A 23355-nucleotide genomic window follows, 5' to 3' on the forward strand; every position below is an offset into this window, starting at 1 on the left:
CACCGGCCACCTGGCATCAGCGGGGCCCGCCGCCTCAGCGGAGCCCGCAGCGGCCTCAGACGGAGCTGTAGACCGGCCCGGCGAGCCGTACCCGGTTACGACCATCGGCCTTGGCCCGGTAGAGCGCGGAGTCCGCACGGGCGATGAGGCCGGCGAGGTCGCCGCGGGGGCCGTGATGTGTCGCGACTCCCACGGACACGGTCACCGACAGGGGAGGCCGGCCCTCCAGCCGGCAGTGGGTTCCGGCGACTTGGCGGCGGATCCGTTCCGCGACATCGGCCGCGTTCTCCAGCTCGACCTCGGTGAGCAGCACCACGAACTCCTCGCCCCCGAACCGTCCGACGAGATCCCGGGGGCGGGTCGCCGCCCGCAGCGCGTCCGCCACCGCGATCAGAATGACGTCCCCGATGAGATGACCAAACCTGTCATTGACCCGCTTGAAGTGGTCGATGTCGACCAGGAGCACCGACAGTGGACGCCCCACCTGGCAGGCCCGGTTGATCTCGCGTTCCGCGACCTGGCGCCAGTACGCCGGGTTGGCCAGCCGGGTCTTCGCGTCGGACCGCGCGGCATGCAGGAGCTCGGCGTGCAACAGGCTGCGTTGCAGCAACAGGACGGGGGGTGTGATCGCCAGCATGAGCAACGGGTTCGCCGCCCACAGCACCGCGACCACGATCGACGAGCAGATCTCGGCGGCCTGCGCGGGCACGAGGTCGCGGCACGCATGCCGGAGCGGGGTCCGGGCGGGGATGACAGGTGACGGGACGACCCCGGTCCGGTCCGGCCGGTCCGGCCAGCCCGGCCGGGCTGGACCGGCCGCCACACCGGAGCACGAATCGAGGCTCTCCCGACCATCGGACGTCGCCATCCCCATCACGGTCAGCCTCATCCCCATCACGGTCAGCCTCGCCACAACCGGGTAAACCGCAACCGCGGCGAGGAAGGCCAGCACCGCGACGCCGGACCCGACGAGGTTGTCGACGGTGAACGGCCCTCGATCGGGGCAAAGCAGCAGATGGACGCTGGAGGCACAGAAGCCCGCGATGCCCAACGCCGCGGCGTGGAACACGCGCAGATGCGGCGGCTGTACTGGATCACGACGGCCGGCGAGCCAGCACAGCGGCAGGCTGACAACCGCCGGGTAGAACGGCGGCAGCAGGACCGCCGCCGCCACCGTCCAGGTGGACAGCAGGTCATGACGTCGGGCCCCGGGAACGGTCAGATCCTCACCCAGCCGTCCGGACGCCACCACGGCCAGCGCCCCGAGAACAACGAAGGTGGCGAAGGCCGCGAGGTCGGTCCATCGCGGACGCAGACCCGCCGCCGCGAACCCGGCCATGCTCAGCCAGCAGAAGACTACGATTAACCCCCGCCGCATCAACCCCCCGGGCGCGCGCCACAGCATCCAGCCGTGGCCGAGCAGGCGCAGCACGGCCAGGCGAGGTTCCGTGACGTGGGCGCCGGCCAGGCGTGGGCCGGCCAGATAAGGGCCCAACGGCGGAGGGCCGATCATCCAGGGGCCGACGGGTTCGGCGCTCGCGGGTGGGGCGGACGCTTCGCCTCGTGCCGCCCCGCGACCGGTCCGGGCAGTCGTGCCCGCTCCCCGCGTGGTCACCCCGCGGACTCGCCGCCAGCCACGCCGAAGAGTGCCCACCAGAACGGAACCCGCGCCCCGCGCCAGTCGTATGCGTAACGGCATTGGTGGATGGCCTTCCTCGTTCTTGTCCACGGCCGTACCCGGCCGGAACCGCCCGGTGAATCCAACCTGGTCGCTGCTACTTACGGTGAATCTTCGAGAACGAAGAGTACGAAGGCGCTTCGCCAATTCGCAACCGTCCGAATGCCGGTTCTTAGCCGTTCGCGGCGTCGCCGAGCCGTGTTTTCTCCCCGGCATGCGCGCGATAGTTGCCCAGGAAATGGCACCTGACCTGCGACGACGAATGCCGGGCCGAAGGAGGCGTCACGACGGGCCGCCCGGTCGCGTCGGCTGCGGGACACCGCCGAGAGACCACATCCGACACGCCCGGGAAACGGCACGTCCGCCGCCCGGAGACCAAGGACGGCCGAGGGAGGGATCGCCGAGGGACCAGCTCGATGCCCGCCGTCCGCTCCTGACACCTGGCGGCGGCGTAGGGACCGACGCGTCGGTGACGCGGACGAACCGGTGACGCGGCGATCAGATGGTACGGGCGACCGCCTCGACCATCGCGGCGGCCAGGGTGGCCACGTCGGCGGGGGAGATGATGAACGGCGGCATCGTGTAGACCAACCGTCCGAACGGGCGGACCCAGACCCCGAGATCCACCAACAGCGGCTGGATCACGGTCATGTCGACGGGCTCCCGCGTCTCGATCACTCCGATGGCGCCGAGTACCCGCACGTCGGCGACCCCGGGCAGGTCGGCGGCCGGGGCGAGCCCGGCGGAGAGCCCGGCGGAGATCTCGCGCACCCGAGCCTGCCAGGGCGAGGAGAGGAGCAGGTCGATGCTGGCGTTCGCGACCGCGCTCGCCAGGGGGTTGCCCATGAACGTGGGGCCGTGCATGAACACGCCGGCTGGCGAGTCGCAGACGCCCGCCGCGACCTCGTCGGTGCACAGCGTCGCGGCCATGGACAGGTATCCACCGGTCATCGCCTTGCCCACGCACATGATGTCGGGGCTGATGCCGGCATGGTCGCAGCCGAACAGCTCGCCCGAGCGGCCGAACCCGACCGCGATCTCGTCGGCGATCAGCAGCACCCCGTAGTGGTCGCACAGCTCGCGCAGCCGCGCCAGCCAGCCCGGCGCATACCACCGCATGGCTCCGGTGCCCTGCACAACCGGCTCGCAGATGACCGCCGCGATCTCGTCGGCGTGCCCGGCCAACAGCCCCTCGATCTCGGCGACGTGAGCGTCCTCACACGGCTCGTCGAAGGCGCAGGCCGGGGCGGAGGCGAACAGATGGCGGGGCAGCAGGTGGCTGAACAGGTGATGCATGCCCGCGTCCGGATCACAGACCGCCATCGCGCCCGAGGTGTCGCCGTGGTAGCCGCGTCGGATGGTGAGCAGGCGCGTCCGGCCCGGCCGGCCCCGCCCGGTCCAGTACTGCAGCGCCATCTTGATCGCGACCTCGACGGCGACGGAACCCGAATCGCACGGGAATACCCGCCGCAACGGATCCGGCGTGATCGCCACGAGGGTCTCGGCGAGGGCCACCGCCGGCTCATGGGTCAGACCGCCGAACATCACATGGGACATCGTCTCGAGCTGCCCGCGCACCGCCTCGTCGAGCACGGGATGCCGGTAGCCGTGAATCGCCGCCCACCACGACGACATCCCGTCGATCAATTCCCGGCCGTCGGTCAACGTCAGCCGGGTCCCCGCGGCGGATGCGACCGGGAAGAGCGGCGTGGAGCCGGACACCGAAGCATACGGATGCCAGACCACCCGCCGATCGCGGGCGACGAGGTCGCCCACGTCCGCCACCGGGGTCTGGGGCCGGGGGGTGAGCGCGGGCGGCGGGACGGCGATCGTCGAACGAGGGGTCACCTCCCCACTCTCGCCCACCCCGGTCGACGGCGGTGGCCTGGGTGGCGCTGGCCCGGGCCGATCGTCGTGCGTCTCACACAACTGCGGTCTCACACCCCTGCGTCACCCGCCCGAGCTCGTCACCCGCCCGTCCTGCCCTCGAACCCCAAGCCGACAGGAGTCCAACTCGCGGCTACCCCCACTCAGTCGGCGGCGTCGAGGACGGCGAGCGCGTCGACGAGGACGAGGAAGTCACGGGGCAGGTCGACGCACACGGTGGTCCGGGCCGGGAGGGGTCCTTGACCCAGGTCGCATAGAGCGTGTTGAACTCCTCGAGATGGGCGCTATTGGTCAAGTGGACGCGCATCATGATGACATCGTCGAAGGTGACGTCGGCGGCGACGACGCCAGGGGCACGACCGATGTCGTGCAGAAGCGCCGCAGCGACGACATCGGCATCCGCGCCAGACCGCCGTGCTTGCTCGGCGGTCTGGCGCGTGCTCCAGCTGGTTGACACCCTCGTCCTCGTACGGATTGCCTTCCAGCCCACGCGGTATCGCGAGGATGCCAGGAACTGTGAAGTGAGGTAGTGCGGATGGTTCGCCTTCCATGGTTCGCCGTCTCGGTCGACCGGCCCCTCGGCCAGGGTGAGGCCAAGTTTCCCAGCGGCGGCATCGCCCCGGTGTGATCTTCGCGGCGGAGGCAGAGGCCGACGACCCCTGGCTGATCGTCGGCCAGGAGTGCCAGGTAGGAGTAGTTGCCCAGGCGCATCGGGCAGGATGTCAGTGTGGTCATCCCGATTCACGACATCAATCCCCTGCGCCGCCGCCCGGTCGTGACCTGGCTGCTCATCGCGGCGAACGTGGTGATCTTCGTTTTCTTCGAACCGGTGGTCAGCTCGGTCGCCGGCACGGAGACGTCGGCGGCACAGAACATCTGTGAGCAGCAGCGGTTCTTTCAGGAGTGGGGTGCGATCCCGTGGGAACTGGTGCACAATGCGCAGCTCACCGCCGCGAACTCCGGCCGGATCGGGGTGGATGCGGCCGGCAACCCGGGATGCATCGTGGAATCACCGCCCAGCTTCGACAAGATCCCGGTGCTGTCGGTGCTGACCTCGATGTTCCTGCATGGAAGCTGGCTTCATCTGATCGGCAACATGCTGTTCCTCGGGGTCTTCGGCAACAACATTGAAGATCGCATGGGCAGGCTGCTCTACCCGCTGTTCTACCTGGTCTGCGGATACGCCGCCGGGTACGGCTTCGCCTTGTTGGAGGGTGGGTCGACGAACACCCTGATCGGCGCCTCCGGCGCGGTCGCCGGCGTGTTGGGGGCCTATCTGGTGCTCTTCCCACGGGCCCGCGTCATCGGCCTGGTCTCCGTCCTGTTCTTTCTGCCGTTCTGGCTGCCGGCCTGGATCGTCCTCGGTTTCTGGTTCGCGTTGCAGTACATCTACTTCACCGGATTCGGCGTCGCCGACGGCGGTACCGTGGCGTACGGAGCACATGTAGTCGGCTTCGCGGTCGGCGCGTTGCTCGTCACGCCGTTCATCAGCCGGCTGCGAGCCGCCGGCCCCGGGACGCCGCTCCGGGTGCCCCAACACGGCTGGATTCGCGGCACGGGGAACTCGTCGGCCCGCCACCGCCGCCCCTACTGAGCGATCCCGATCTTCCGCGGCCTGACCGTCGTGGCATCCCGCCGGCACCTGCCGGACGTGGACGCCGCGACGGCGGAAGCCGCCACGACGACAACGGCCGCCACGGCGGCGACCGTCACGACCGTCGAGTAGTCCCGAAGCCGCGAAGGCCCGCCCGGCGGTCAGGCACCCCAGCGGTCCGGCATCAGGACGCCGACGACCCGCCGACGATGGAGTCGGGGGTGGTGGAGTCGGCAGCCTCGGCCGCGGCGGCGTCGTCGCAGCCGCCCGTGTCGGCCGCGGATGCCACGGCCACGGCTTTCCCGGCGGGAACACGACGTCGCAACAGACCGCGCCGGGCTCGCGGACGGCCTGCGTCGGCCGACCTCCGGCCGGGCCGCTTCCGGCTACCCGTCACGACCGGCGCGTCCTCGGCCTCCGCCTCCGCTGCGGGCCTGACGGGCTGTTCCCCGGTTGTCGAGGCGACCTGCGCGGGCTGCGAGTCCACGGCCGGCTGCGAGTCCACGGCCGGCTGCGAGTCCACGGCCGGCTGCGAGTCCACGGCGGTCGAGAAGGCGGCCTCACCGGTCTCGACAGCCTCACCGGTCGCCTCGGGCAGGTCGGCCAGAGCGGCATCCTCCGCCTCCTCCGCGACCCGCACGTCGAGAGCGACCGTCCGCCAGTCCTCGAAGACCTCCTGAACGGCGAAATCCGCGGCGAGCAGGGCGTCACGGTAGCGAACGAGCTGCTCGTACGACAGGGTCGGATCCGGCTGCGGTCCCGTCACCACGGGGACCTCGGAGGCCGTCGCGGTGGCGCCCGCGACAACGGCCGCGACGACGGCCGTGGTCACCCGACAGGTAACGGACCCGGCGGAGTCGATCGTCTCCGTCAGCGTCCAGGAACGGCTGGCCGCCGCGGCGAGCCGCGGATCCGTGAGCGCCCCGCCGCCGGCCTGCTCCGTCAGAAGCGTCGCGATCCTCGCCGCGACCGTGGTGGTCGCCACGTCGCCCCTACCCCATCGCACGACCGCACGTCCTTTCCCTCGATCTCTGTCTGCCGCTACGCCGAAGACGCCCATGATCGGCCGACCCCGGAGAATGGCGCCGGCACCTGAGGGCGAGAACTGCATCTTGACGGACGGATCGGATGCGCTACGCAGCGGGGTGCTTTTTGCCACATGGCGGACATACGATACAAACACCGGACGGCCCCGATCGAGGTTCCCCTGCTACGGCCAACGGGCCGCAGCGCCGCGCCGGGGAGCAGGCGAAACCTCCGGGCTCGCGGACGGACTCTGCATCCGCCGTCGGCACGCCAATTGCGACCTGGCGTAATCACATCATGAAGTCGCTCGATTACACCTCACCGGACTTCGGCGGACGCCGCCCGGACCTACCCTTTTCGGATGAGGCCGGAACCGGCGTTCACGGGTTCACCGAACGGCATCCGCCGAGACGCACGACACCGCTTCCGTGCGGTCGAGGTCACCGCCTCCAACAGCGAGCGTTATATTCTGCTTGCTGCAGGTGACAACAGCGACGGTCTTCTACGGCGTCAGGGTCGGGCGGAGTCAACGGTGTCAGACGAACTGGCGGACGGTTCCGGAGTCGGTGACGCACCGGGGCCTGCGTCGATCACCGGAACCATCCGGGTGTTCCTTCTTGACRACCACGAGGTGGTGCGTCGCGGGCTGCGGGATCTCCTCACCGACGAACCCGATGTGGAGGTGGTCGGGGAGGCCGGGCGGGCCGATGAGGCGGTCGCCCGGATCCTGGCTCTCCAGCCCCACGTCGCGGTGCTGGACGCACGCCTGGAGGACGGCAGCGGTATCGAGGTCTGCCGGCAGGTCCGGTCGAGCGATCCACGGATCGCCTGCCTCATCCTGACCTCGTTCGACGACGAGGAGGCGCTCTTCACAGCGATCATGGCGGGCGCGGCCGGCTACGTTCTCAAGCAGATCCGGGGAACCGCCCTCGTGGACGCGGTGCGCCAGGTGGCGGCGGGCAAGTCTCTGCTCGATCCCGCGGTGACGCCCCGGGTCCTGGTGCGGCTGCGGGAGGGACCGGCCGAGGACGAACGGCTCTCCGGGCTCACCGACCAGGAGCGGCGCATCCTCCGGCTGATCGCGGAGGGGCTCACCAACCGCCAGATCGCCAGCCGGATGTTCCTCGCCGAGAAGACCGTGAAGAACTACGTCTCCAGCATGCTGTCCAAGCTCGGGCTGGAGAGCCGGACCCAGGCCGCGGTGTTCGCCACCAGGCTGAACCCCTGAACCCCTGAGACTCTTGAGGCCTCTGAGGCCCGGGGCTCCCCGCAACCCCGCCGCACCCGCTAACCGAGGACGCCCCATCCCTCGCCGGAGTGCACGCGAAGCTCGGGCAACGGCGCGATCACTGGAACCTGCCAGGTCATGGTGGTGCCGATGCCGCCCGCTCCCGGGCCGAACTCCATCCGGCCGCCGAGGTCGAGCGCACGGTGTCGCAGGTTGGCCAGCCCGCTGCTGCGCGAGGCCTTGCCAGGGCCGCGGCCGTCGTCGCGCACCTCGACCAGGAGGTCAGCGTCGGTGACCCGCAGCAACACGTGGATCCGGGAGGCCCGCGCGTGGCGGGCGATGTTGGACAACGCCTCGCGCAGCGCCGCGAGCATGTGCGGGCGGATGGCCGCGGGGACCCCGCGGTCGATCGGTCCGTCCAGCCGGACCGTCGGGGTGATTCCCAGGGCCCGTTCGGCCTGGGCGATGACCGCTTGGATCTCGGCGCGCAGATCGGTCTCCTCAGCAGCGTTGGAGGTCAACGAGAAGATCGTCTGACGGATGTCGGAGATGGTCTGGTCAAGCTCGCCGGCGGCGGCGTCCAGCCGCTCGGCCGCCCGGCTGTCCAMGGCCCGGGCGAGGCTCTGCAGGTGCAGACCGGTGGCGAACAACCGCTGGATCACGACGTCGTGCAGGTCCCGAGCGATGCGGTCCCGTTCCTCGAAGACGGCCAGACGCTCCCGGTCGCGGTGCACCCGGGCCAGTTCGAGGGTGAGCGCGGCCTGCCCGGCGAAAGCCGCGGCCATCTCCAGGTCCAGACCGCCGAAGGAGGCCGAACGCCCACCCGAGCCGAGGACAAGGATGCCCAGCGCCCGGCCACCCGCCATCAGCGGCACCACCATGCCGACCTTCACCGGGAGGTCGGCATGGTCCGCGCCGAACAGCGGACCGCCCGGGGAGTCGGCGGGCACGAGCACGGCCCGGCCGGTGCGCATGGCCTCGTTCAGGCGGCGGTTGTCGGCGAAGACCCGGCCCCGCAGGTCGTCGTCCCCCTCCCCGTCGACAACCCCGACGACCAGGCCGGCCTCGTCGGGGACGAGGATCGCGGCGAGCCGGGCCGCAGTCGCCTGACGGGCCCGCCGGGCCACCAGGTCGAGCGCCTTCTCGGGCTCCGCAACCGACAGCAGCGCGGTCGTGATCTCCGCGCTGGCCGAGAGCCAGGCCTGCCGGCGCCTGGTCTCCTCGTACAGCCGCGCGTTCTCGATCGCGAAACCGACCGCGGCCGCCAACGCGCACGCCAGATCCTCGTCCTCCTGGGTGAACTCGCCGCCGCCGCGCTTCGCGCCGAGGAACAGCGTTCCGAACGCCGCGCCCCGCACCATGATCGGGACGTTGAGGAAGGTGTCGAACCGCGGGTGCCCGCCGGGAAACCCGATCGCGACGGGATGACGGGCGACGTCGGCCACCCGCAACGGCCGCGGGTGGCGCAGACTCTCCCCGATCAGGCCGCGCCCCTCGGGAAGCCTGCCGATCATGGTGGGCACCTCGTCAGGGAAGCCCACGTGGATGAGCTCCGAGATCTCCCCGTCGTCGCCGATCACCCCGAGGGCGCCGTACTTGGCCCCCACGAGCTGGCAGGCGGCCTGCGCGATCCGGCGCAGGGTGACCGGCAGGCTCAGTTCCCGGGCCACGTCGACGACCGCGTCGAGCAGGCCACGCATCCGGGTCTGCACGGAGGCCACTTCGTTCACCTGCTCGGAGAGCTGGATCAGAAGCTGTTCGAGCCGCGCGCGATCGACATCGGGGACGGGTCCGCTCATCGGCCCAGGCCCAGGGCAATGACCGAACCTTCGTCCGGGTATCGACGGAATTCGACGAAAACCACCGCGCGTGGCACCTCATTTCCGGTCCCTCGCTCCAGCAGGGTGACGCGCGGGCGCCTGCCCAGGCGGAAGGATTGCCTGCCATGCAGGATATCCGGCAAACACCCACTCCGTGGAGCCGCGGGCGGAACGCCATGACGGGCACCGGCCGGGTCTCGGGAGGCCACAACGCGCCGGGCTACCTCCAACGTAGAGTGTTGTTCATGGCAGTGCCCCACCTCTTCCTGCACCGCGACCGTGTGACGGACCTGAGCCGGGTCGTCAGCGCGGCGTGTACCGGGCGGGCCTGAGCCAGCGTCATCCTCCCGCGGCGCCGCCGGCGGCGCCGGTGGCTCGTCGCCTGCCGTCCCTGGCTGGCTGATCGGCTGGTCCAGCTGGCAGTTCCGTCGCCCCGCCCCGACGATCCGTCGRCCGCGCGACGCCACGCTCAGCCCGTTCGCACCGTGATCTCCACCGCTCCGCGCCGTCGCGCTCCGTGCCTGCGTCGCGGCGGGCCAACGCCGGCAGGACATCACCATCGTGCTCATTCGATGCGGTGACCCGGCGCCTCAGTCCCGCGCGCGGCACCGCTTCTCCCCGCCCGGCCGTGTCCGGCAGTGTGCCGGCGAACGCCACCGGCATCACCCGCGTCCCGGCATCACCCGCGTCTTGGGAGTGACCCGTGCCCCTCCTCCACCCGGTCCTCATCGCCGACCCCATCCTCATCGCCGACCCCATCCGCATCGCCGACCCCATCCGCATCGCCGACCCCACCTGCATCGCCGACCCCACCCGCAGCGCCGACCCCTTCGTGCCGGCCTCGTGCCTGAGCGATGAGCCGGGCCTCATCGACCTGGTGACCCTGTGCGAACTGACCGCCGCGCTCGCGGCGACACCCGAGGTCTGGCGTCCCGTCATCCGTCACCGTCCCGACCGCCGGTGGTACACCCGGCTGCTGCTCTCCGCGACCGTGGAGGTGTGGCTGATCGGCTGGTATCCGGGGCAGCAGACGGAGGTACACGATCACGGCGGYGCGCTGGGGGCGCTGACGGTCGCCGAGGGTTTCGTGGAGGAGGACCAGTACGACCGGAGCTGGACCAGCTCCCAGGTGCACCGGCACGGGACCGGGGCCGTGGTCGGCTTCGACCCGACCCACATCCACCGGGTCGCCAACCGCGGCCGGCAGGTCGCGACGACGATCCACGCCTACTCCCCACCGGAACTGTCGATGCGGTTCGCGCCGGCGCCGGCCGATGGCGGCCGGGCGGAGGATCCGCGTGCCGTCGAGATCCCACCCGCGGCCGCGGCAGCCGCGACGGTCCTGGGCCCGGCCGTCACCATCGGCGCGGCCACCGCGGCGATGGAGGCGGGCAGGGGCGACCGCAGGGCTCCGACCCACGCGGTGGCCGGGAGCGGCGCATGACGGCAACCGAGCACGCCACAGCCACACCACCGAGCCGGATTGACGCGATGCTCGCGGCGGCCCGGTCCCGGCTGCACCGACTCGAACCGGCGCAGGCCGCGCGTGCCCTGGCCGAGAACGGCGACGCGGTGCTGGTCGACATCCGACCCGCGGCGCAACGCGCCGCGGAGGGGGAGATCCCCGGCGCCGTCATCGTGGAGCGCAACGTCCTCGAATGGCGGTTCGACCCCACCAGCGACGCGTGCCTGCCACTGGCGACGGGGGACGATCTGCAGGTCATCGTGATCTGCTCAGAGGGTTACACCTCCAGCCTCGCAGCCGACTCGTTGCGACAGCTCGGCCTGTGGCGCGCCACCGACGTGATCGGCGGATTCCACGGCTGGGCGGCGACCGGGCTCCCCACCTGCCCGGCCCGCTGACCGCCGCGACCCGCCGGCCCGACCGAGGCTTCGACCGGCTTCGACCGGGCCGGCGGGTTTACCCAGGGGGTCTACCCGGGGGGATCCCGGTCGTGCCGGCCACGTCATCGCCGCCCCTGCACCCCGCAGAGGTCAGGGGCGCATGCAGCGGCAAAAGCATCGGATGTGGTTCTGCGCACATTTCTCTACCGAAATCATCCCCCGAGAACCGGGGTAAGCGGACCTTCGCGGGATCGTCACCCGTACGCAATCGAACCCGGGTACCGCTCCAACCTTGATCGACGATGCCCCGCCGACGCCCCTCCCGGGCCGCGCCGGCCATCCGGCAACGATCTTCATGCAGGCTGTTTCCGCTGTCCAGTAGCGCTTCCCCGCCCATCCGGCGGTACCCGGCGAGCCCGGCACCGGCCGCCGTGGCGACCGAGCCCGACCGACGGCAACACCGATCCCGCCCGACGGCAGTCATCTCGGAACGCGCACGGTGCGTGACCATCTACCTCGGCACACGCCGGTACGGAGCCCCGGACGTCCGCGTTCCGGAACCCTTGCTATCCGGTCGAGAGACGTCTACGTTCCTCGGTTAACGAGACGAGACGGGATCGTTTCCGAGCGGGGCTCCGGCCACGGTAGGCCAACCGAAAAGGCAGCGTCGACGGATTCCACCCGGAACGCCCGAGGGCTTCTCGGCTCGACCAGGTCGACCTGCCTGTCTGGGTGTAGGCAACACCGGATTCGGCGGTCTGGAAAAGCAGTGTGTCCGCCTTTGCAACGTCAGCAGGAGACGGTATGCCCAGTCAGCCCAGCGTGCTACCCGCTCGAAGCTTCGCCACGCTCAGCTCCCTGTCCGCCGCGTGTCACCACGTGTCCGGCGGTGCACGATGAGCGCCGGCGTCCCGGTTCTTCCCGGCCGTGATCTGCCGCCACAGCCGTTCGGAGCTGGTTGGCCCGCCTACTGGCGCCAGGAAGCGGCATGCCGCGACGGCGACCCGGACGCATTCTTCCCGCCGGACGGCCGCAACACGAAAGCCCGGGCCGCGGCCGAGAGGCGGGCCCGCAAGATCTGCTCCGACTGCCCGGTGCAGCGCCCATGCCTGGCCACCGCGATCTTCTGTCAGGAAGAGCACGGGGTGTGGGGCGGCCTGACCTCGGACGAGCGTGCTTCCGTCGTCCCCCGCGGGCGGCTGAGCGCGGACGACGCCCTGGTCTTCGCCGACCGGCTGCTGCTGTCCGTGTCGGTCGCGAGCTGAGCGGACCGCGCCCGGTGACCCCGGGCGCGTCCCGCAGCGGTGATCGCCCCCTGGTCACGCGGTGGCTCCTCACGCCGGCCGATCTGCCCGGATATCGGCGGCGATGATCAGGATCATGGTTCCAGACGGCTCGGCCGCGACGCCCTCGCTATCCGGTCGGGCCATACCTCATTGACGGACCCGGCCCATCCTGGGCAGTCTGCATGTCATCACCTCACGCCGCGGGGCGTGCGGCGCGGCGGCGCGGGGACCGGACGCGGGAGGGCGCGGTGGGCACGGGTATGGCTCCCGGCGAGGCCGGATTCGACGATCCGGGCGGTGGCGGCAAGAAACCCCGGGCCGTGCTGCCACAGATAGACCCTGGGAAATTCGCCGGAAAATTCTTTTCCCTGAATATCATACTTTATATCGAACCAGCCCTGCAGGGTCCTGCTCGCCGTTCCGCGCCCGCCACGCCAGGTACGGATTCCCGGCAACTCCGGCTGGAACGGCAATTCCGGCTGGAACGCGACGGACGTCGCGCCGTCGATTTCCTCCCCGTACGGCGGAGAGTTCGCTCGTGAAACCACGGCGGCGCCTTCTTCTGCTGCGGCACGCAAAGTCGGACTGGGCCGAAGGGTCAATCCACGACGCCGATCGACCGCTGTCCGGATCGGGCCGGCGGGGCTGCGAGCTCATCTCGCGCTACCTCACGGACAACAAGCTCGCGCCCGACCTCATTCTGTGCTCCTCCGCGCTGCGGACCCGGCAGACCGTCGAGGGCCTCGCGGATGCGCTCCCCCCGAACGTCCCGGTCCTGACCGAGGACCGGCTCTATCTGGCCGAGGCGCAGGACCTGCTGGACCGGYTGCGTGAGATCGACGACGGAGTGCCCAGCGTGATGCTCGTCGGGCACAATCCCGGTATCCACACGCTGGCCGTGGCCCTGCTGCCCCCGGCCGAGCGATACCGGATCTCCACGTTTCCGACGGCGGCACTCGCCATCCAGGATCTGACCGTTACGCGCTGGGCGGAGCTGGGTCAGGACTCGGCCCGGCTCGTCTCCTTCGTCACGCCGCGGGGCCTGCGGGAGGCCGTCGGACCGGCAGGGGCCCCGAAACCCAGCCCGCCGGCCTGAGTCGGGAACGCCGCCGGCCTGAGCTCGGCCGGCGGCCGAGCGCCGCGGCGCGGCAGCCCGATGAACTGGTAGGTGCCGCGCCAGGCCTCGTGAACCAGATCGGCACTGCACTCAGTAGGCCTGCTCCATGATCTTGGRTGCGAGGGCGAAGACGCCGCCAACGACCAGCAGTGCGCCAGCCGCGATCCACAACGGCACCGAGGCGAGCGGGAGGGCGAACGTCCCGACAACAAAGCCTACGATGATCAGAAGTACCGCGGCCCACGAACCCGTGTTGGCCTTGTGGTGACCGGTCTCACTAGCCACGTCCACTCCCGTTCGTCCTCATCGGGGCCGCCCGGCGACCCGATGCACATCGTTTTCCGGTGCGAGACTACCCGCGATCGGCATGTCCGATCCCGGATGGCGATGTACCTTTGCCCAATCTCGCCATTCTGCCCGATCTTGCCATTCCCTTCCCGCGCCGGGAGCCCGGTCACCCGAATCCGGCGACCCGCCGCAAGTCCACCAACTGGTCGTCGAGCCAGCGCCGCACGTCGTGGGTGCGGACCTGTCTGGCGGCCGCGGCGAGCCGACGATGGCGCTCCTCCATCGGCATCGTCAGCGCGGTGTACAGGGCGTCGGCCATCTGCTGCACGTCGAAGGGGTGCAGGGTAACGGCGAACTCGCCCAGCTCCTCGTGCGCCCCGGCCATCTCCGACAGCGCCAGCACGCCGCCACGCCGGTTGACGACCGCGACCTCCTTCGCGACCAGGTTCATCCCGTCGGCGATCGCGTTGACGATCAGAACGTCACAGATGGAGTAGGCCGCCACGGCGAGCGGGAAGTCCTCGACCATCCGCAGGTCGATCGGCTGGCGCCCCTCCTTGGTATGCCGGGCGTTGATCTCCGCGACGACCGCGCCGATCAGGGCGATGTAGTCGGCGTACTCCGGCACGTCGGTGYGGCTGGGCTGCAGCAGCGCCAGGAAGCTGACCTTGCCCACCAGCTCCGGATGCTGATCGAGTAGGGTGCCGAAGGCCAGAAAGCCACGCACGACGTTCTTGCTGGGGTCGGTGCGGTCCACCCGCAGGATGAGCTGACGGTCATCGTCGAGGAAGATGTAGCGCAGCATCGCCACATGCGCCGCCACCTCCTCAGAGGCCTGCGTAGCGTCCAGCGCCGCCGGGTCGACCGAGATCGGGTGGTACCGGGCGCGGACCACCCGATCCGCCACCGTCACCGTCAGCTGCTCCAGGTCGATCGGCAGGCCGAGCAGCTCCTGGGCGCACAGGACGAAGTTGCGGGCGTAGCGCCGGGTATGGAAACCGACCACATCACTACCGAGCAGCCCGCGCAGTAGTCGCTCCCGGATGTCGGCGGGCAGGATGCGCCACTCGTCCGGCCCCGGCCAGGGAATGTGGATGAAATGCGTGAGCACCGCATCCGGGCACTGCTCCCGCACCCAGTCAGCCACGAGGTAGAAGTGGTAGTCCYGCAGYAGGACAAGCGCCTTGCCACCCCGCGCGCGCACCTCGTCAACCACCGCGTCGGCGTAGGCCCGGTTGACCGCCGCGTAGCCGTTCTCGAAGGCGTCGTGCTCGGCCCGGGTGAACACCGGTGACAGCGACCGGCCGTAGAGGCCGTGCTGGATGAACCACAGGACCGGGTTGGACCACACGCTGTAGAAGTCGGCGTAGGCGGTCGGATCGGTAACGACGAGCCGGACCCGGATGGCGGGGCCGTCCGGGTCGCCCTCCACGAGCCGGGGCGAGGGATAGGTCTGGACGAGGATGGAGCTCCCGGCGCTCTCCCCGGCGACGGCGACGTCCTCCTCGCTGGCTGCGCCGCACACCCACACCGCGTCGTCGAGATGCTCGGCGAGTCCGGACAGGGCCGAGACGAGGCCGCCCGCCCCCCTGGTGACGGTACGACCGGTGGCGTCCCGGTCGAACCTGACCGGACCGCGATTGGACAGCAGCACGAGCGGCAGGTCGAGCGACAGGTCGAGCGGGTTGAAGTCCGACACGGCGGATGCGGCCTCCTGGTCACGGGCGGTACTCGGCGTCCGGCACCGCTGAACCCGAGCGCCCGAGCGCACGGGGACAATCCGGACTGTAGTAAGCCCGGCTTTCGGATGCACCGCGTTGCAACGCGGCTAGGACGTTGTTACCCAGACCTTCATCTGGTTACTGCTCTCACCCGAAAGGTGTCCTCCTGTAATCAGATGCCCCGGCAAGCCGCAACGGGGAGATCCCGTCCCACGTCGGGAGGCGTGCCGTGCCTCACCCCAGCCGTCTACAGACCGTCCCGGTAGTCCCGAACCTCCTGCACGGCCGATCCCAACGACGCCAGCGACGTCTGCAATGTGTCGCGTGTCTCCACCAGCGCGCTGGTCAACTGTTCGACCGCACGGTGCTCACTGCCGTCGGTCGCCGCGATCACCATCGCCTGCGCCTCCTCGATCATGYTCAGCGCGCCCTCCAACTGCCCGGCCACCTCCTCGGTGCGCCGGAACGCCTCGTCGAGCTGCGCCTTGACGTCGGCGATCGTGCCTGACACCCGTCCTCATCCCTTCCTGGAACCACCGCTCCTGGAACCACCGCTCTTCGATGCGCCGGCCGAAGCCTGCCCGCCGCCRAGGCCGAGACCGAAGCGGACCGCCACCGCGAGCGCGGCCAGCGACGCGATCACCCCGACCGGTTCCATCGGGGCGAGCCGGAACGTAGCCAGCACCATCACCGCGGCCGTGCCCGCGCCCAGGGTGCCCGCCCGCAACACCGCCTTCGCCCCATCCTCGCCGCCGGCCCCGAGGGCGACCAGAACGGCGGCGGCCACTGTCGACCCGACCAGGCATGGCAGCGCGGGCGCGGCGACGAAGGCCCGCAGAAGTCCGACGATCCCGAGGATGAGCAGGCAGGCGAGGGCGGTCAGCAGCCCGGCCGACGCCGGGCCGGTGCCCTTGGAGACGGCCCGCAGCTCGGCGGCCTTGCTCATCGCGTCCAGGCAGAGCTCGTATGCCTGGCGCGGCGCGGTCCGCGGGTCCACCTGCGCGGCGGACGGCTCGTGCGGGCCGCCGGCGCGGCCATCCCGCGCAGCCCGGCCCGCCCCCAGCGGCAGGCCATCCGACCGGTGCCGCTGCCGCGCGAGCCCCCGTCCCGTGCGGTCGGCCTCCCGTCCGGCCTGTGCCAATGATCGGCCCCGCCGATCGCCCGGTTCGGCCGGGACGTACCCGCCCCCGTCGCGGTAGAGGCCGCGATCCGCCGTCCCCTTCTTCGCCAGGCCGACCCGCGGGACGGCGGCAGCCGCTTCGGCCGAGGCGTCGCCGGCCGCCGAGCGCAGCTGGTCGAGCTCGGTGAGCCCATACTGGGCGAGGGGCTCGGCGACCTGGTCCCAGACACTGCGGACCCTGGCCCGGATGTCCTGGGCGGCGTCCCGGTGCCGACGCGCGGCCGCCCGGCCGTCCTGCCGTCGGTCGCGGGCGTCGCGGCCGGCCCGGGCCCGGGCCTCGTCGGACGCACCGAGCAGGCGCCGGTACTGCATCGCCGCCTTGGCCGGATCGTCAAGATCCGGGTCGCCAAGGCCCGCGTCGCCAAGGCCCGCGTCGCCAAGGCCCGCGTCGCCGAACAGGTCGGCGAGATCGGACGCATCCACCGGCACAGATCCAGCCACGATCCCGTTCCGTCCTCTCCCGGCGCCTGCTCGGCCGTCGATCCCCACGTCGCCGACAGCCGCCACGTCGCCGACAGCCGCCACGTCGCCGTCGCTTCCCGCCCCGTCGTCGGTCCGCATCGGACTACCCCTGATCCAACGGCGCGAACGGCACCACGGTGCGCGGTTCGGCCTGGACGTGCCGGTCGAACAGGACCGCCCGATTCGGCATGGTCCCACCGGTCACCGACCGGTGTCCGGCCAGGACGAACAGGTCGCTGCCGGGTACCCCGGCCGCCACCCACGCGGCGATGTCGTCCCGGTTACCCGGACCGAGGTCCTCGGCCAGCCGGGACACTCCCCGCCACCAGCCCAGCAGGTGCACGCGCTGCGCCGGTCCCCGGCGGGTGAGCGTGCGCAGGTCGTCCAGTCCGGTGCGACGGGTCACCGGGTCACGCGCCTCCAGCCCGGCCCGGCCAGCGTCCATCGCAAAGACGACGACGAGCCGCAGCGGCGGCGCGACCGGGCCCACGCTGCCGGTGAGTGCGGACTCCTCCCGGACACGGGTCTCGTCGGCGGCACCGGCCAGCACCGACCGCAGGCCGGTGACATCGGCGACCCGAACGGGATGCCCGGCCCGGCGCACGCGCGCCGCGAGCACCTCCGCGGCGGCGAGCGCCATCGGCTCCGCGACGATGATCTCGACCACCAGTCCACCGGCCGGGACCTGCGCGGCGACGCTGGCCGCCGCCGCCTGCAGGATGCCGACCGCCTCCCGACGCAGCGGACCGAGCACGGCGAGATGCCGGCCGGGCAGCGCGGCGAGCCGTACCCCGACCGCGGGCGGCGCGAGGTCCAGGGGCACGCCAACCAGCGCGAGGGGATCGACATCGTTCTCGGCACCGTCCCCTGAGCCGCTCCCGGAACCGCAAGCACGCCCCGGCGACGCATCGCCCGCCAGCAGGCTCGGACCGGTTTCGCCACCGTCGCCGATGATCGCTTCGGCCGCAACCGCCTCGACGGCCGTCGGCGCCGGACGCCCGTCCAACGCCTGGTAGATCGGGTTGTCGTCAAGAACCGCGGGGGCGTGACCAGCAAAGACCCGCGGGGGCCTCGCATTCGGCACACTGCGCGCGGTCGTGGCCGCCAGCCGCCCACGCAGCACGCCTATCGCCGCCGGATCCGGGAAGGCGACCCGGACGAGTTCGTTGCCCGCAGGATGGCCGTTGCGCCGGTTGACGATAGCCTCCCCGACGCCCGAGAGCGCGCCGGCAGCCTCGTTCGCCGTGGACAGCAGGACCCGTGACTCCGAGATCGAGGTACGCAGCGCCACGCGCAACGCGAACTGCCCGAAGATCGAACCACGCTTCCCGGCGGTGGCATCGAGCGCGTCGATACCGGACAGCGTCTGGCTGGCGAGCAGCAGATGGACCCCGTAGGCGCGGCCCTGGCGGGCCAGGACCTCCAGGTGCGCGACGGCCTCCCGCGCCACCGAGTCCATCGGGGTGAGCATCACCTGGAACTCGTCGACCACGACGATGATCCGCGGCCAGGCCGAGCTCCGGTCGGCCGCCCGCAGGCCTCGCAGGTCGCGGGCGCCGACCGCGCGCATCGCCACGGCGCGGCGGCGCATCTGTTCACGGACCGCCCGCAGCACCGCGACGCCGAACTCGCGGTCGCTCTCGATGCCGACGGTGTCGGCGTGCGGCAGGTAGAACGGGTCCGTCGGACCGGCGGCAAACTGGGCGAACTCCAGCCCCTCCTTGAAGTCGAGCAGATGGAAGCGGACCTGGTCGGGCCCGTAACGCGCGGCGATCCCGTAGATCACGTCGAGGAGCAACGTCGACTTGCCCGACCCGGCCTGGCCGCCGACGAGGGCGTGCACGGTGTCGTCGTCGAAGGTGAACCCCACCGGCCCGTCGGGGCCCTGCGCCACCTCGACACCCACCCCGGCTGCGCTGTCGAACTCCCACAGGCCGCGGGGCAGCATGTCGCTGATGGCGGGCGGGCGGGCGGCCTCCCGGGTGGCCGCCGCGGCGACCTGAGCCGCGACCGCTGCGACCAGCATGGAGTGCGGCGGCGGGTCCAGCTCGACCCGCAGCAGACCGGTCAGCGACGTGCGCCAGCCTCCCGCGGCGGCCCCGCGCCATCCCGGCCGATCGGCGAGGAGCTCGACCGCGGTGAACACCACCGACCTCGGCAGGGGTTCCGTCACCGAGTCCTCGTCCTCGTCGGCTCCCAGACCGCCGACGTCGGGATCCAGCGGCGTCACCGCATCGGGATCGTCTCGCGAGCCGCCCAGGACCGGCTCCACGCCGGACGGCCGGACCTCCACGATGGAGATCACCACCACCCCGCAGGACGGGCCCTGGGCCGCGATGGCGGCGAGCGCCCGCGCGCCCTCGTCGTGCAGCCGGGGCTCACCAAGCAGCACCAGGACGCRCCAGGGCTCCGAACGCGGAAGCCCGGCCTCCTCCCGCTCCCGCAACGAGTCGAACCGGCCACCGAGCCGGTCCACGGTGATTCTTCCCACCTCCGCCGACAGCTCCGCGAGGACCTCCTCGAGCCGGGCCCGCGTCGTGAGCGTGGGGGTGGCCACACCGGCGGCACGCAGCGGCGCAAAGCCGGCGAGCCCGGCACCGAACTCGTGGGGATCGTAGACGACGAGTCGGACCCACCCGGCCGGCGCCGCGGCGAGGACGCGGGTCAGCAGGCCACGCACGAGGTCGACCGCGGCGGGCCGGCTGGACCGGGTCGTCTCGATCCGCAGGTTCAGGCCGTCCAGCAGCGGGATGGCCAGTGGCACCGTCCGGTGCTGCGCCGTGGGATCGTCGGGCGGCACGATGACCTGACYGACCTGCCACAGAGCGGGCCGGAAACGAGCCCGGTCGCCGACCGGGGCGACGCCGAAGGGGCCGTGCCGCCAGTCGGGCGCCGCCCAGGACGCGCCGGCGAATCCACGCGCCCGGGAACGGGCGATCACGGCGGCCCGGGCGAGCTCCCCGGCGACGTCGAGCCGCCCCGCGCCGGACTCACCGGGGCCACCGGCCTTCCCCGAGGCACCGGCCTTCCCGGAAGCACCGGAGCCCACCTCGGTCTCGATCCGGTCCGCCTGCTCATCCAGCCGGTCGGCGAGCGCCAGTGCCGCCCCCAGCGAGGACTGGATGCCGGCCACGAGCGTGYGCGCCCGCCGGGTACCCGACACGTCGACCTCCCCACACTGTGTGTTGCCGTGCTCGGCGTCGAGCCCCCCGACGACCATGACACGTCCGACGGAGCAAACATCCCAGAACGCGCCGACCGGCCGAACTGGCCTGCCGGCGCGACGGTCTGGACACAGGGACATCGCCGGACGAAAGCATGCGACGACATCGGCGACGTTATCGGTACAACCACCCGCCGCCTGGCCGTTCCGGACGACGGCGACGCCGGGACCACCCGAGCGGGCCACCCCCGACCGGCACCAAACCAACGGCGCCGCGCGTGTTCAATGATCCGTCGGGGCAACCGTCCCGGTCAGGTAAGCCAGCGCACCGATCGAAGGGGCGAAGGTCGGCGATGAGCAGGTGGAAAGGGAACGTCGGTGACGGACGCGGCTGACACGGCTGACACGGCGGGCCGCACGGAGACGGCGGGTCCGGCAGGTACGGCAGGTACGGCGGCGAAACAGCGACCGCTCGCCGTCATCGACGTCGACGGGGTGGTGGCCGACGTCCGACACCGATTGYGCTTCCTGCGCGCCAGTCCCAGCGACTGGGAGGCGTTCTTCGCGGCGGCGCCCGCCGATCCCCCCCTGGCCGAAGGGGTGGAACTGGCCCGCAAGCTGGCCCGAGACCACGAGGTGGTATGGCTGACCGGCCGGCCGGAGCGTTCCAGAGAGGCGACGCGGCGCTGGCTGACCGAGCAGGATCTGCCGCCGGGTGAGCTGCGGATGCGTCCGGACGCCGACCGTCGGCCGGCTCGGGTGTTCAAACGCGCCGAACTTCGCGAGCTCGGCGCCGGCCGTCGGGTCGCCGTCGTGGTCGACGACGACCCCGCCGTGGTGGACCTGCTGCGCGCCGACGGCTGGCCGGTCCTGCGGGCCGAATGGCTCGCCTACGAGGCGACGCTGGGCAACGCCCAGGAGACCGAGGGCCGCACCTGACCATGAGCCGCGCCTCGGCGATGTCGGGTACGGCCCGCGTCCGGCGGTCGGGCCCGCCGGTCAGCGCGAGGCCGACCGCCGGTACACGCGCGCGGCGAACGGCCCGAACACCACCAACAGACCCAGACACCAGGCGAGGGACTGCAGGAGGACGGAGACGACCGGACCGCCGAGGAACAACGCCCGCACGGCGTCGACGGTCACCGTCACCGGCTGATGCCGGGCGAACGCCTGCAGCCAGCCCGGCATGGTCTCCACCCGGGCGAAGGCCGAGCTGGCGAAGACCAGCGGGAAAATCCAGATGAATCCCGCCGACTGCGCCGCCTCCGCGCTACTCACCGACAGCCCGATGACGGCGGACAGCCAGGAGAAGGCGTACGAGAACAACAGCATCAGCCCGAACCCGGCCAGCGCCGCCGGCACCGTGGTCTCCCCGAACCGGAATCCCACGGCCAGACCTACCAGAAGCATCACCACGACGATGAAGACGTTGCGGGCGAGATCGGCCAGGGTACGGCCGGTGAGCAGCGCCGACCGGCTCATGGGAAGGGAACGGAACCGGTCGATCAGGCCCCGCTGACGGTCCTCCGCCAGCCCCACGCCGGTCAACATCRACCCGAAGATCACCGTCTGTAGGAAGATGCCCGGCATCAGGTAGTCCACGTACTTGACCCCGTCACCCACGTTGATCGCGCCACCGAAGACGTAGGTGAACAGCAGGACGAACATGACCGGCTGGATGGTCGCGAAGATGACGAGCTCGGGTATCCGCCAGGTCTGGATCAGATTGCGCCGGCACATCACCCACGCGTCAGCGACGGCCCACGACAGCCGCCCGCGCCCCRCCGGAGTCAGCTCGATGGTGCTCATATGGTCACCATGTCCTTGTCATCCTTGTCATCCTTGTCATCCTTGTCATCCCGGTCGTCCTTGTCATCCCGGTCGTCCCGGTCATCCCGGTCGTCCCGGTCATCCCGGTCGTCCTTGTCATCCCGGTCGTCCTTGTCATCCCGGTCGTCCCGGTCGTCCCGGTCGTCCCGGTCGTCCCGGTCGTCCCGGTCATCAGGGTTGCCGGTGTCGCCACGGCCGTCGCCGCCCGCACGTGCGGGCGGCGTCTCGCTGCCGGCCGAAGCGCGCCCGGTCATGGCGAGGAAGACGTCGTCCAGCGACGGCCGGTGCAGGGCGACGTCGGAAATCGGCACCCCCAGCTCGTCGAGACCCCGGACCACATCGGACAGCACGCTCGCGCCCGGTACCGRCACACTGACCCGACGCGTCTCCCCGTCGGCCGTCGCCGCGCCGGATCCGAACCGGGCGAGCACCGCCCGGGCGGCCTGGACATCCTCGGCGGCGTCACCACCGACGACGATGTCCAGCCGGTCGCCACCGACCTGCGACTTCAGCTCGTTCGGGGTACCCCGCGCGATGACCCGGCCGCCGTCGACCACCGAGATCCGGTGGGCCAGCCGGTCGGCCTCCTCCAGGTACTGCGTCGTGAGCAGGACCGTCGTGCCGTCCCGCACCAGATCGGCGATCACCCTCCACATCGCCGAGCGGCTGCGGGGATCCAGTCCGGTGGTCGGCTCGTCGAGGAACAGCACCGCCGGGTTGATGATCAGACTGGCCGCGAGATCGAGCCGCCGCCGCATCCCGCCCGAGTAGGTACGCGCCTGCCGACCGGCCGACTCGGCGAGCTCGAACCGCTCGAGCAGCTCGACCGCGCGGGCCCGCGCGACGCGGYTGCGCAGACGGTAGAGCCGCCCGAACATCTCCAGGTTCTCCAGGCCGGTGAGCCGCTCGTCGACCGCCGCGTACTGGCCGGTCAGACCGATCCGGGCACGCAGCGCGTCCGCCTGCCGGACGACGTCCAGACCGAGGACCCTGGCCTGGCCGCCGTCCGGGCGCAGCAGGGTCGACAGGATGCGTACCGCCGTCGTCTTGCCGGCTCCGTTGGGCCCCAGCACACCGTGCACGGTGCCGGCATCGACCCGCAGGTCCAGGCCCACCAGCGCTCGTTTGCCGCCGTAGCTCTTCTGCAGGCCCTCGGTGAGGACCGTCGGGTTGTCTGTCACGAGGCGGACCGTACGACGAACCACCGACAGTTCGGAACCGAATAAGGGC

Annotated in this window: 20 protein-coding genes; 8 read left to right on the plus strand and 12 right to left on the minus strand. The window is 71.3% G+C overall.

The window, feature by feature from the left end; translation table 11 throughout:
• Positions 1-55: 55 nt before the first annotated feature.
• Both KBI5_RS00240 and bioA read right to left on the minus strand, forming a co-directional pair.
• Positions 56-1513 carry a GGDEF domain-containing protein gene (locus KBI5_RS00240; protein ID WP_241882576.1) on the minus strand — a complete coding sequence of 486 codons (1458 nt, stop codon included), beginning with the start codon at positions 1511-1513 and terminating at the stop codon, positions 56-58.
• 663 nt (positions 1514-2176) lie between these two features.
• Positions 2177-3463: an adenosylmethionine--8-amino-7-oxononanoate transaminase gene (gene bioA / locus KBI5_RS00245; protein ID WP_085014022.1), complete on the minus strand. Its 1287-nt coding sequence runs from the start codon at positions 3461-3463 to the stop codon at positions 2177-2179.
• A gap of 379 nt (positions 3464-3842) precedes the next feature.
• Here bioA and KBI5_RS26045 point away from each other — a divergent pair, with 379 nt between their 5' ends.
• Positions 3843-4019: a hypothetical protein gene (locus KBI5_RS26045; RefSeq protein ID WP_157493289.1), complete on the plus strand. Its 177-nt coding sequence runs from the start codon at positions 3843-3845 to the stop codon at positions 4017-4019.
• Positions 4020-4292: 273 nt separating this feature from the next.
• Entirely contained in the window at positions 4293-5159 is an 867-nt protein-coding gene (locus tag KBI5_RS00250) for a rhomboid family intramembrane serine protease (RefSeq protein WP_023840505.1), read from the plus strand.
• 184 nt (positions 5160-5343) lie between these two features.
• Here the strand turns inward: KBI5_RS00250 and KBI5_RS00255 are convergent, their stop codons facing one another.
• Entirely contained in the window at positions 5344-6144 is an 801-nt protein-coding gene (locus KBI5_RS00255; RefSeq protein WP_035730534.1) for a hypothetical protein, read from the minus strand.
• A 585-nt stretch (positions 6145-6729) separates the two neighbouring features.
• Here KBI5_RS00255 and KBI5_RS00260 point away from each other — a divergent pair.
• Positions 6730-7413, plus strand: a complete 684-nt coding sequence (locus tag KBI5_RS00260) for a response regulator transcription factor (protein WP_277870072.1) — start codon at positions 6730-6732, stop codon at positions 7411-7413.
• A 59-nt stretch (positions 7414-7472) separates the two neighbouring features.
• Here the strand turns inward: KBI5_RS00260 and KBI5_RS00265 are convergent, their stop codons facing one another.
• On the minus strand, positions 7473-9212 hold the full coding sequence (locus KBI5_RS00265) for a GAF domain-containing sensor histidine kinase (RefSeq protein ID WP_085013992.1): 1740 nt from the start codon (positions 9210-9212) through the stop codon (positions 7473-7475).
• Positions 9213-9936: 724 nt separating this feature from the next.
• On the opposite strand from KBI5_RS00265, the gene KBI5_RS00270 reads away from it, so the two are divergent.
• The 3 genes from KBI5_RS00270 to KBI5_RS00280 all read left to right on the plus strand — a co-directional run bounded on the left by KBI5_RS00270 (position 9937) and on the right by KBI5_RS00280 (position 12343).
• Positions 9937-10677, plus strand: coding sequence for a cysteine dioxygenase family protein (locus KBI5_RS00270; RefSeq protein WP_347272456.1), 741 nt, complete (start codon positions 9937-9939; stop codon positions 10675-10677).
• Between the two features lie 47 nt (positions 10678-10724).
• A complete protein-coding gene (locus KBI5_RS00275) occupies positions 10725-11096 on the plus strand; it encodes a rhodanese-like domain-containing protein (protein WP_035941325.1) in 372 nt (123 codons plus the stop codon).
• Between the two features lie 878 nt (positions 11097-11974).
• The gene (locus KBI5_RS00280) at positions 11975-12343 is read left to right on the plus strand and encodes a WhiB family transcriptional regulator (RefSeq protein WP_011435921.1); all 369 of its coding nucleotides are present in this window, start codon (positions 11975-11977) and stop codon (positions 12341-12343) included.
• A gap of 209 nt (positions 12344-12552) precedes the next feature.
• Here the strand turns inward: KBI5_RS00280 and KBI5_RS25785 are convergent, their stop codons facing one another.
• Positions 12553-12912, minus strand: coding sequence for a hypothetical protein (locus KBI5_RS25785; RefSeq protein ID WP_133056945.1), 360 nt, complete (start codon positions 12910-12912; stop codon positions 12553-12555).
• Between KBI5_RS25785 and KBI5_RS00285 the strand changes: the two genes are divergently transcribed.
• Positions 12903-13460: a histidine phosphatase family protein gene (locus KBI5_RS00285; RefSeq protein WP_085013993.1), complete on the plus strand. Its 558-nt coding sequence runs from the start codon at positions 12903-12905 to the stop codon at positions 13458-13460. The genes KBI5_RS25785 and KBI5_RS00285 overlap by 10 nt on opposite strands.
• A gap of 111 nt (positions 13461-13571) precedes the next feature.
• Here the strand turns inward: KBI5_RS00285 and KBI5_RS00290 are convergent, their stop codons facing one another.
• From KBI5_RS00290 to KBI5_RS00310, 5 genes are all read right to left on the minus strand, one after another.
• On the minus strand, positions 13572-13772 hold the full coding sequence (locus KBI5_RS00290; RefSeq protein ID WP_085013994.1) for a hypothetical protein: 201 nt from the start codon (positions 13770-13772) through the stop codon (positions 13572-13574).
• A gap of 163 nt (positions 13773-13935) precedes the next feature.
• Positions 13936-15468 carry a trehalose-6-phosphate synthase gene (locus KBI5_RS00295; RefSeq protein ID WP_085013995.1) on the minus strand — a complete coding sequence of 511 codons (1533 nt, stop codon included), beginning with the start codon at positions 15466-15468 and terminating at the stop codon, positions 13936-13938.
• Between the two features lie 269 nt (positions 15469-15737).
• Positions 15738-16001, minus strand: coding sequence for a hypothetical protein (locus KBI5_RS00300; protein ID WP_085013996.1), 264 nt, complete (start codon positions 15999-16001; stop codon positions 15738-15740).
• Between the two features lie 6 nt (positions 16002-16007).
• A complete protein-coding gene (locus KBI5_RS00305; RefSeq protein WP_085013997.1) occupies positions 16008-17231 on the minus strand; it encodes a hypothetical protein in 1224 nt (407 codons plus the stop codon).
• A gap of 4 nt (positions 17232-17235) precedes the next feature.
• Complete coding sequence (locus tag KBI5_RS00310; RefSeq protein WP_241882577.1) at positions 17236-20352, minus strand: FtsK/SpoIIIE domain-containing protein; 3117 nt, start codon at positions 20350-20352, stop codon at positions 17236-17238.
• 321 nt (positions 20353-20673) lie between these two features.
• On the opposite strand from KBI5_RS00310, the gene KBI5_RS00315 reads away from it, so the two are divergent.
• On the plus strand, positions 20674-21234 hold the full coding sequence (locus tag KBI5_RS00315) for a hypothetical protein (RefSeq protein ID WP_085013998.1): 561 nt from the start codon (positions 20674-20676) through the stop codon (positions 21232-21234).
• Between the two features lie 60 nt (positions 21235-21294).
• Here KBI5_RS00315 and KBI5_RS00320 read toward each other — a convergent pair whose 3' ends face one another.
• Together KBI5_RS00320 and KBI5_RS00325 are read right to left on the minus strand one after the other, a co-directional pair.
• A complete protein-coding gene (locus KBI5_RS00320) occupies positions 21295-22104 on the minus strand; it encodes an ABC transporter permease (RefSeq protein WP_085013999.1) in 810 nt (269 codons plus the stop codon).
• Positions 22101-23306 (minus strand): ATP-binding cassette domain-containing protein, encoded by a 1206-nt coding sequence (locus KBI5_RS00325; protein ID WP_085014000.1) that lies wholly within the window; start codon positions 23304-23306, stop codon positions 22101-22103. Before KBI5_RS00325 ends, KBI5_RS00320 begins: the two co-directional genes overlap by 4 nt.
• Positions 23307-23355 lie beyond the last annotated feature (49 nt).

Source organism: Frankia sp. KB5 (genome assembly GCF_002099325.1).
Lineage (GTDB): Bacteria > Actinomycetota > Actinomycetes > Frankiales > Frankiaceae > Frankia > Frankia casuarinae.

What these genes read in the sequence shown, in the direction of transcription:
- KBI5_RS00240 (WP_241882576.1), bottom strand. Translation starts at nt 1,513, where the DNA reads ATGATCGGCCCTCCGCCGTTGGGCCCTTATCTGGCCGGCCCACGCCTG.
- KBI5_RS26045 (WP_157493289.1), top strand. Translation starts at nt 3,843, where the DNA reads ATGGGCGCTATTGGTCAAGTGGACGCGCATCATGATGACATCGTCGAA.
- KBI5_RS00275 (WP_035941325.1), top strand. Translation starts at nt 10,725, where the DNA reads ATGCTCGCGGCGGCCCGGTCCCGGCTGCACCGACTCGAACCGGCGCAG.
- KBI5_RS00280 (WP_011435921.1), top strand. Translation starts at nt 11,975, where the DNA reads ATGAGCGCCGGCGTCCCGGTTCTTCCCGGCCGTGATCTGCCGCCACAG.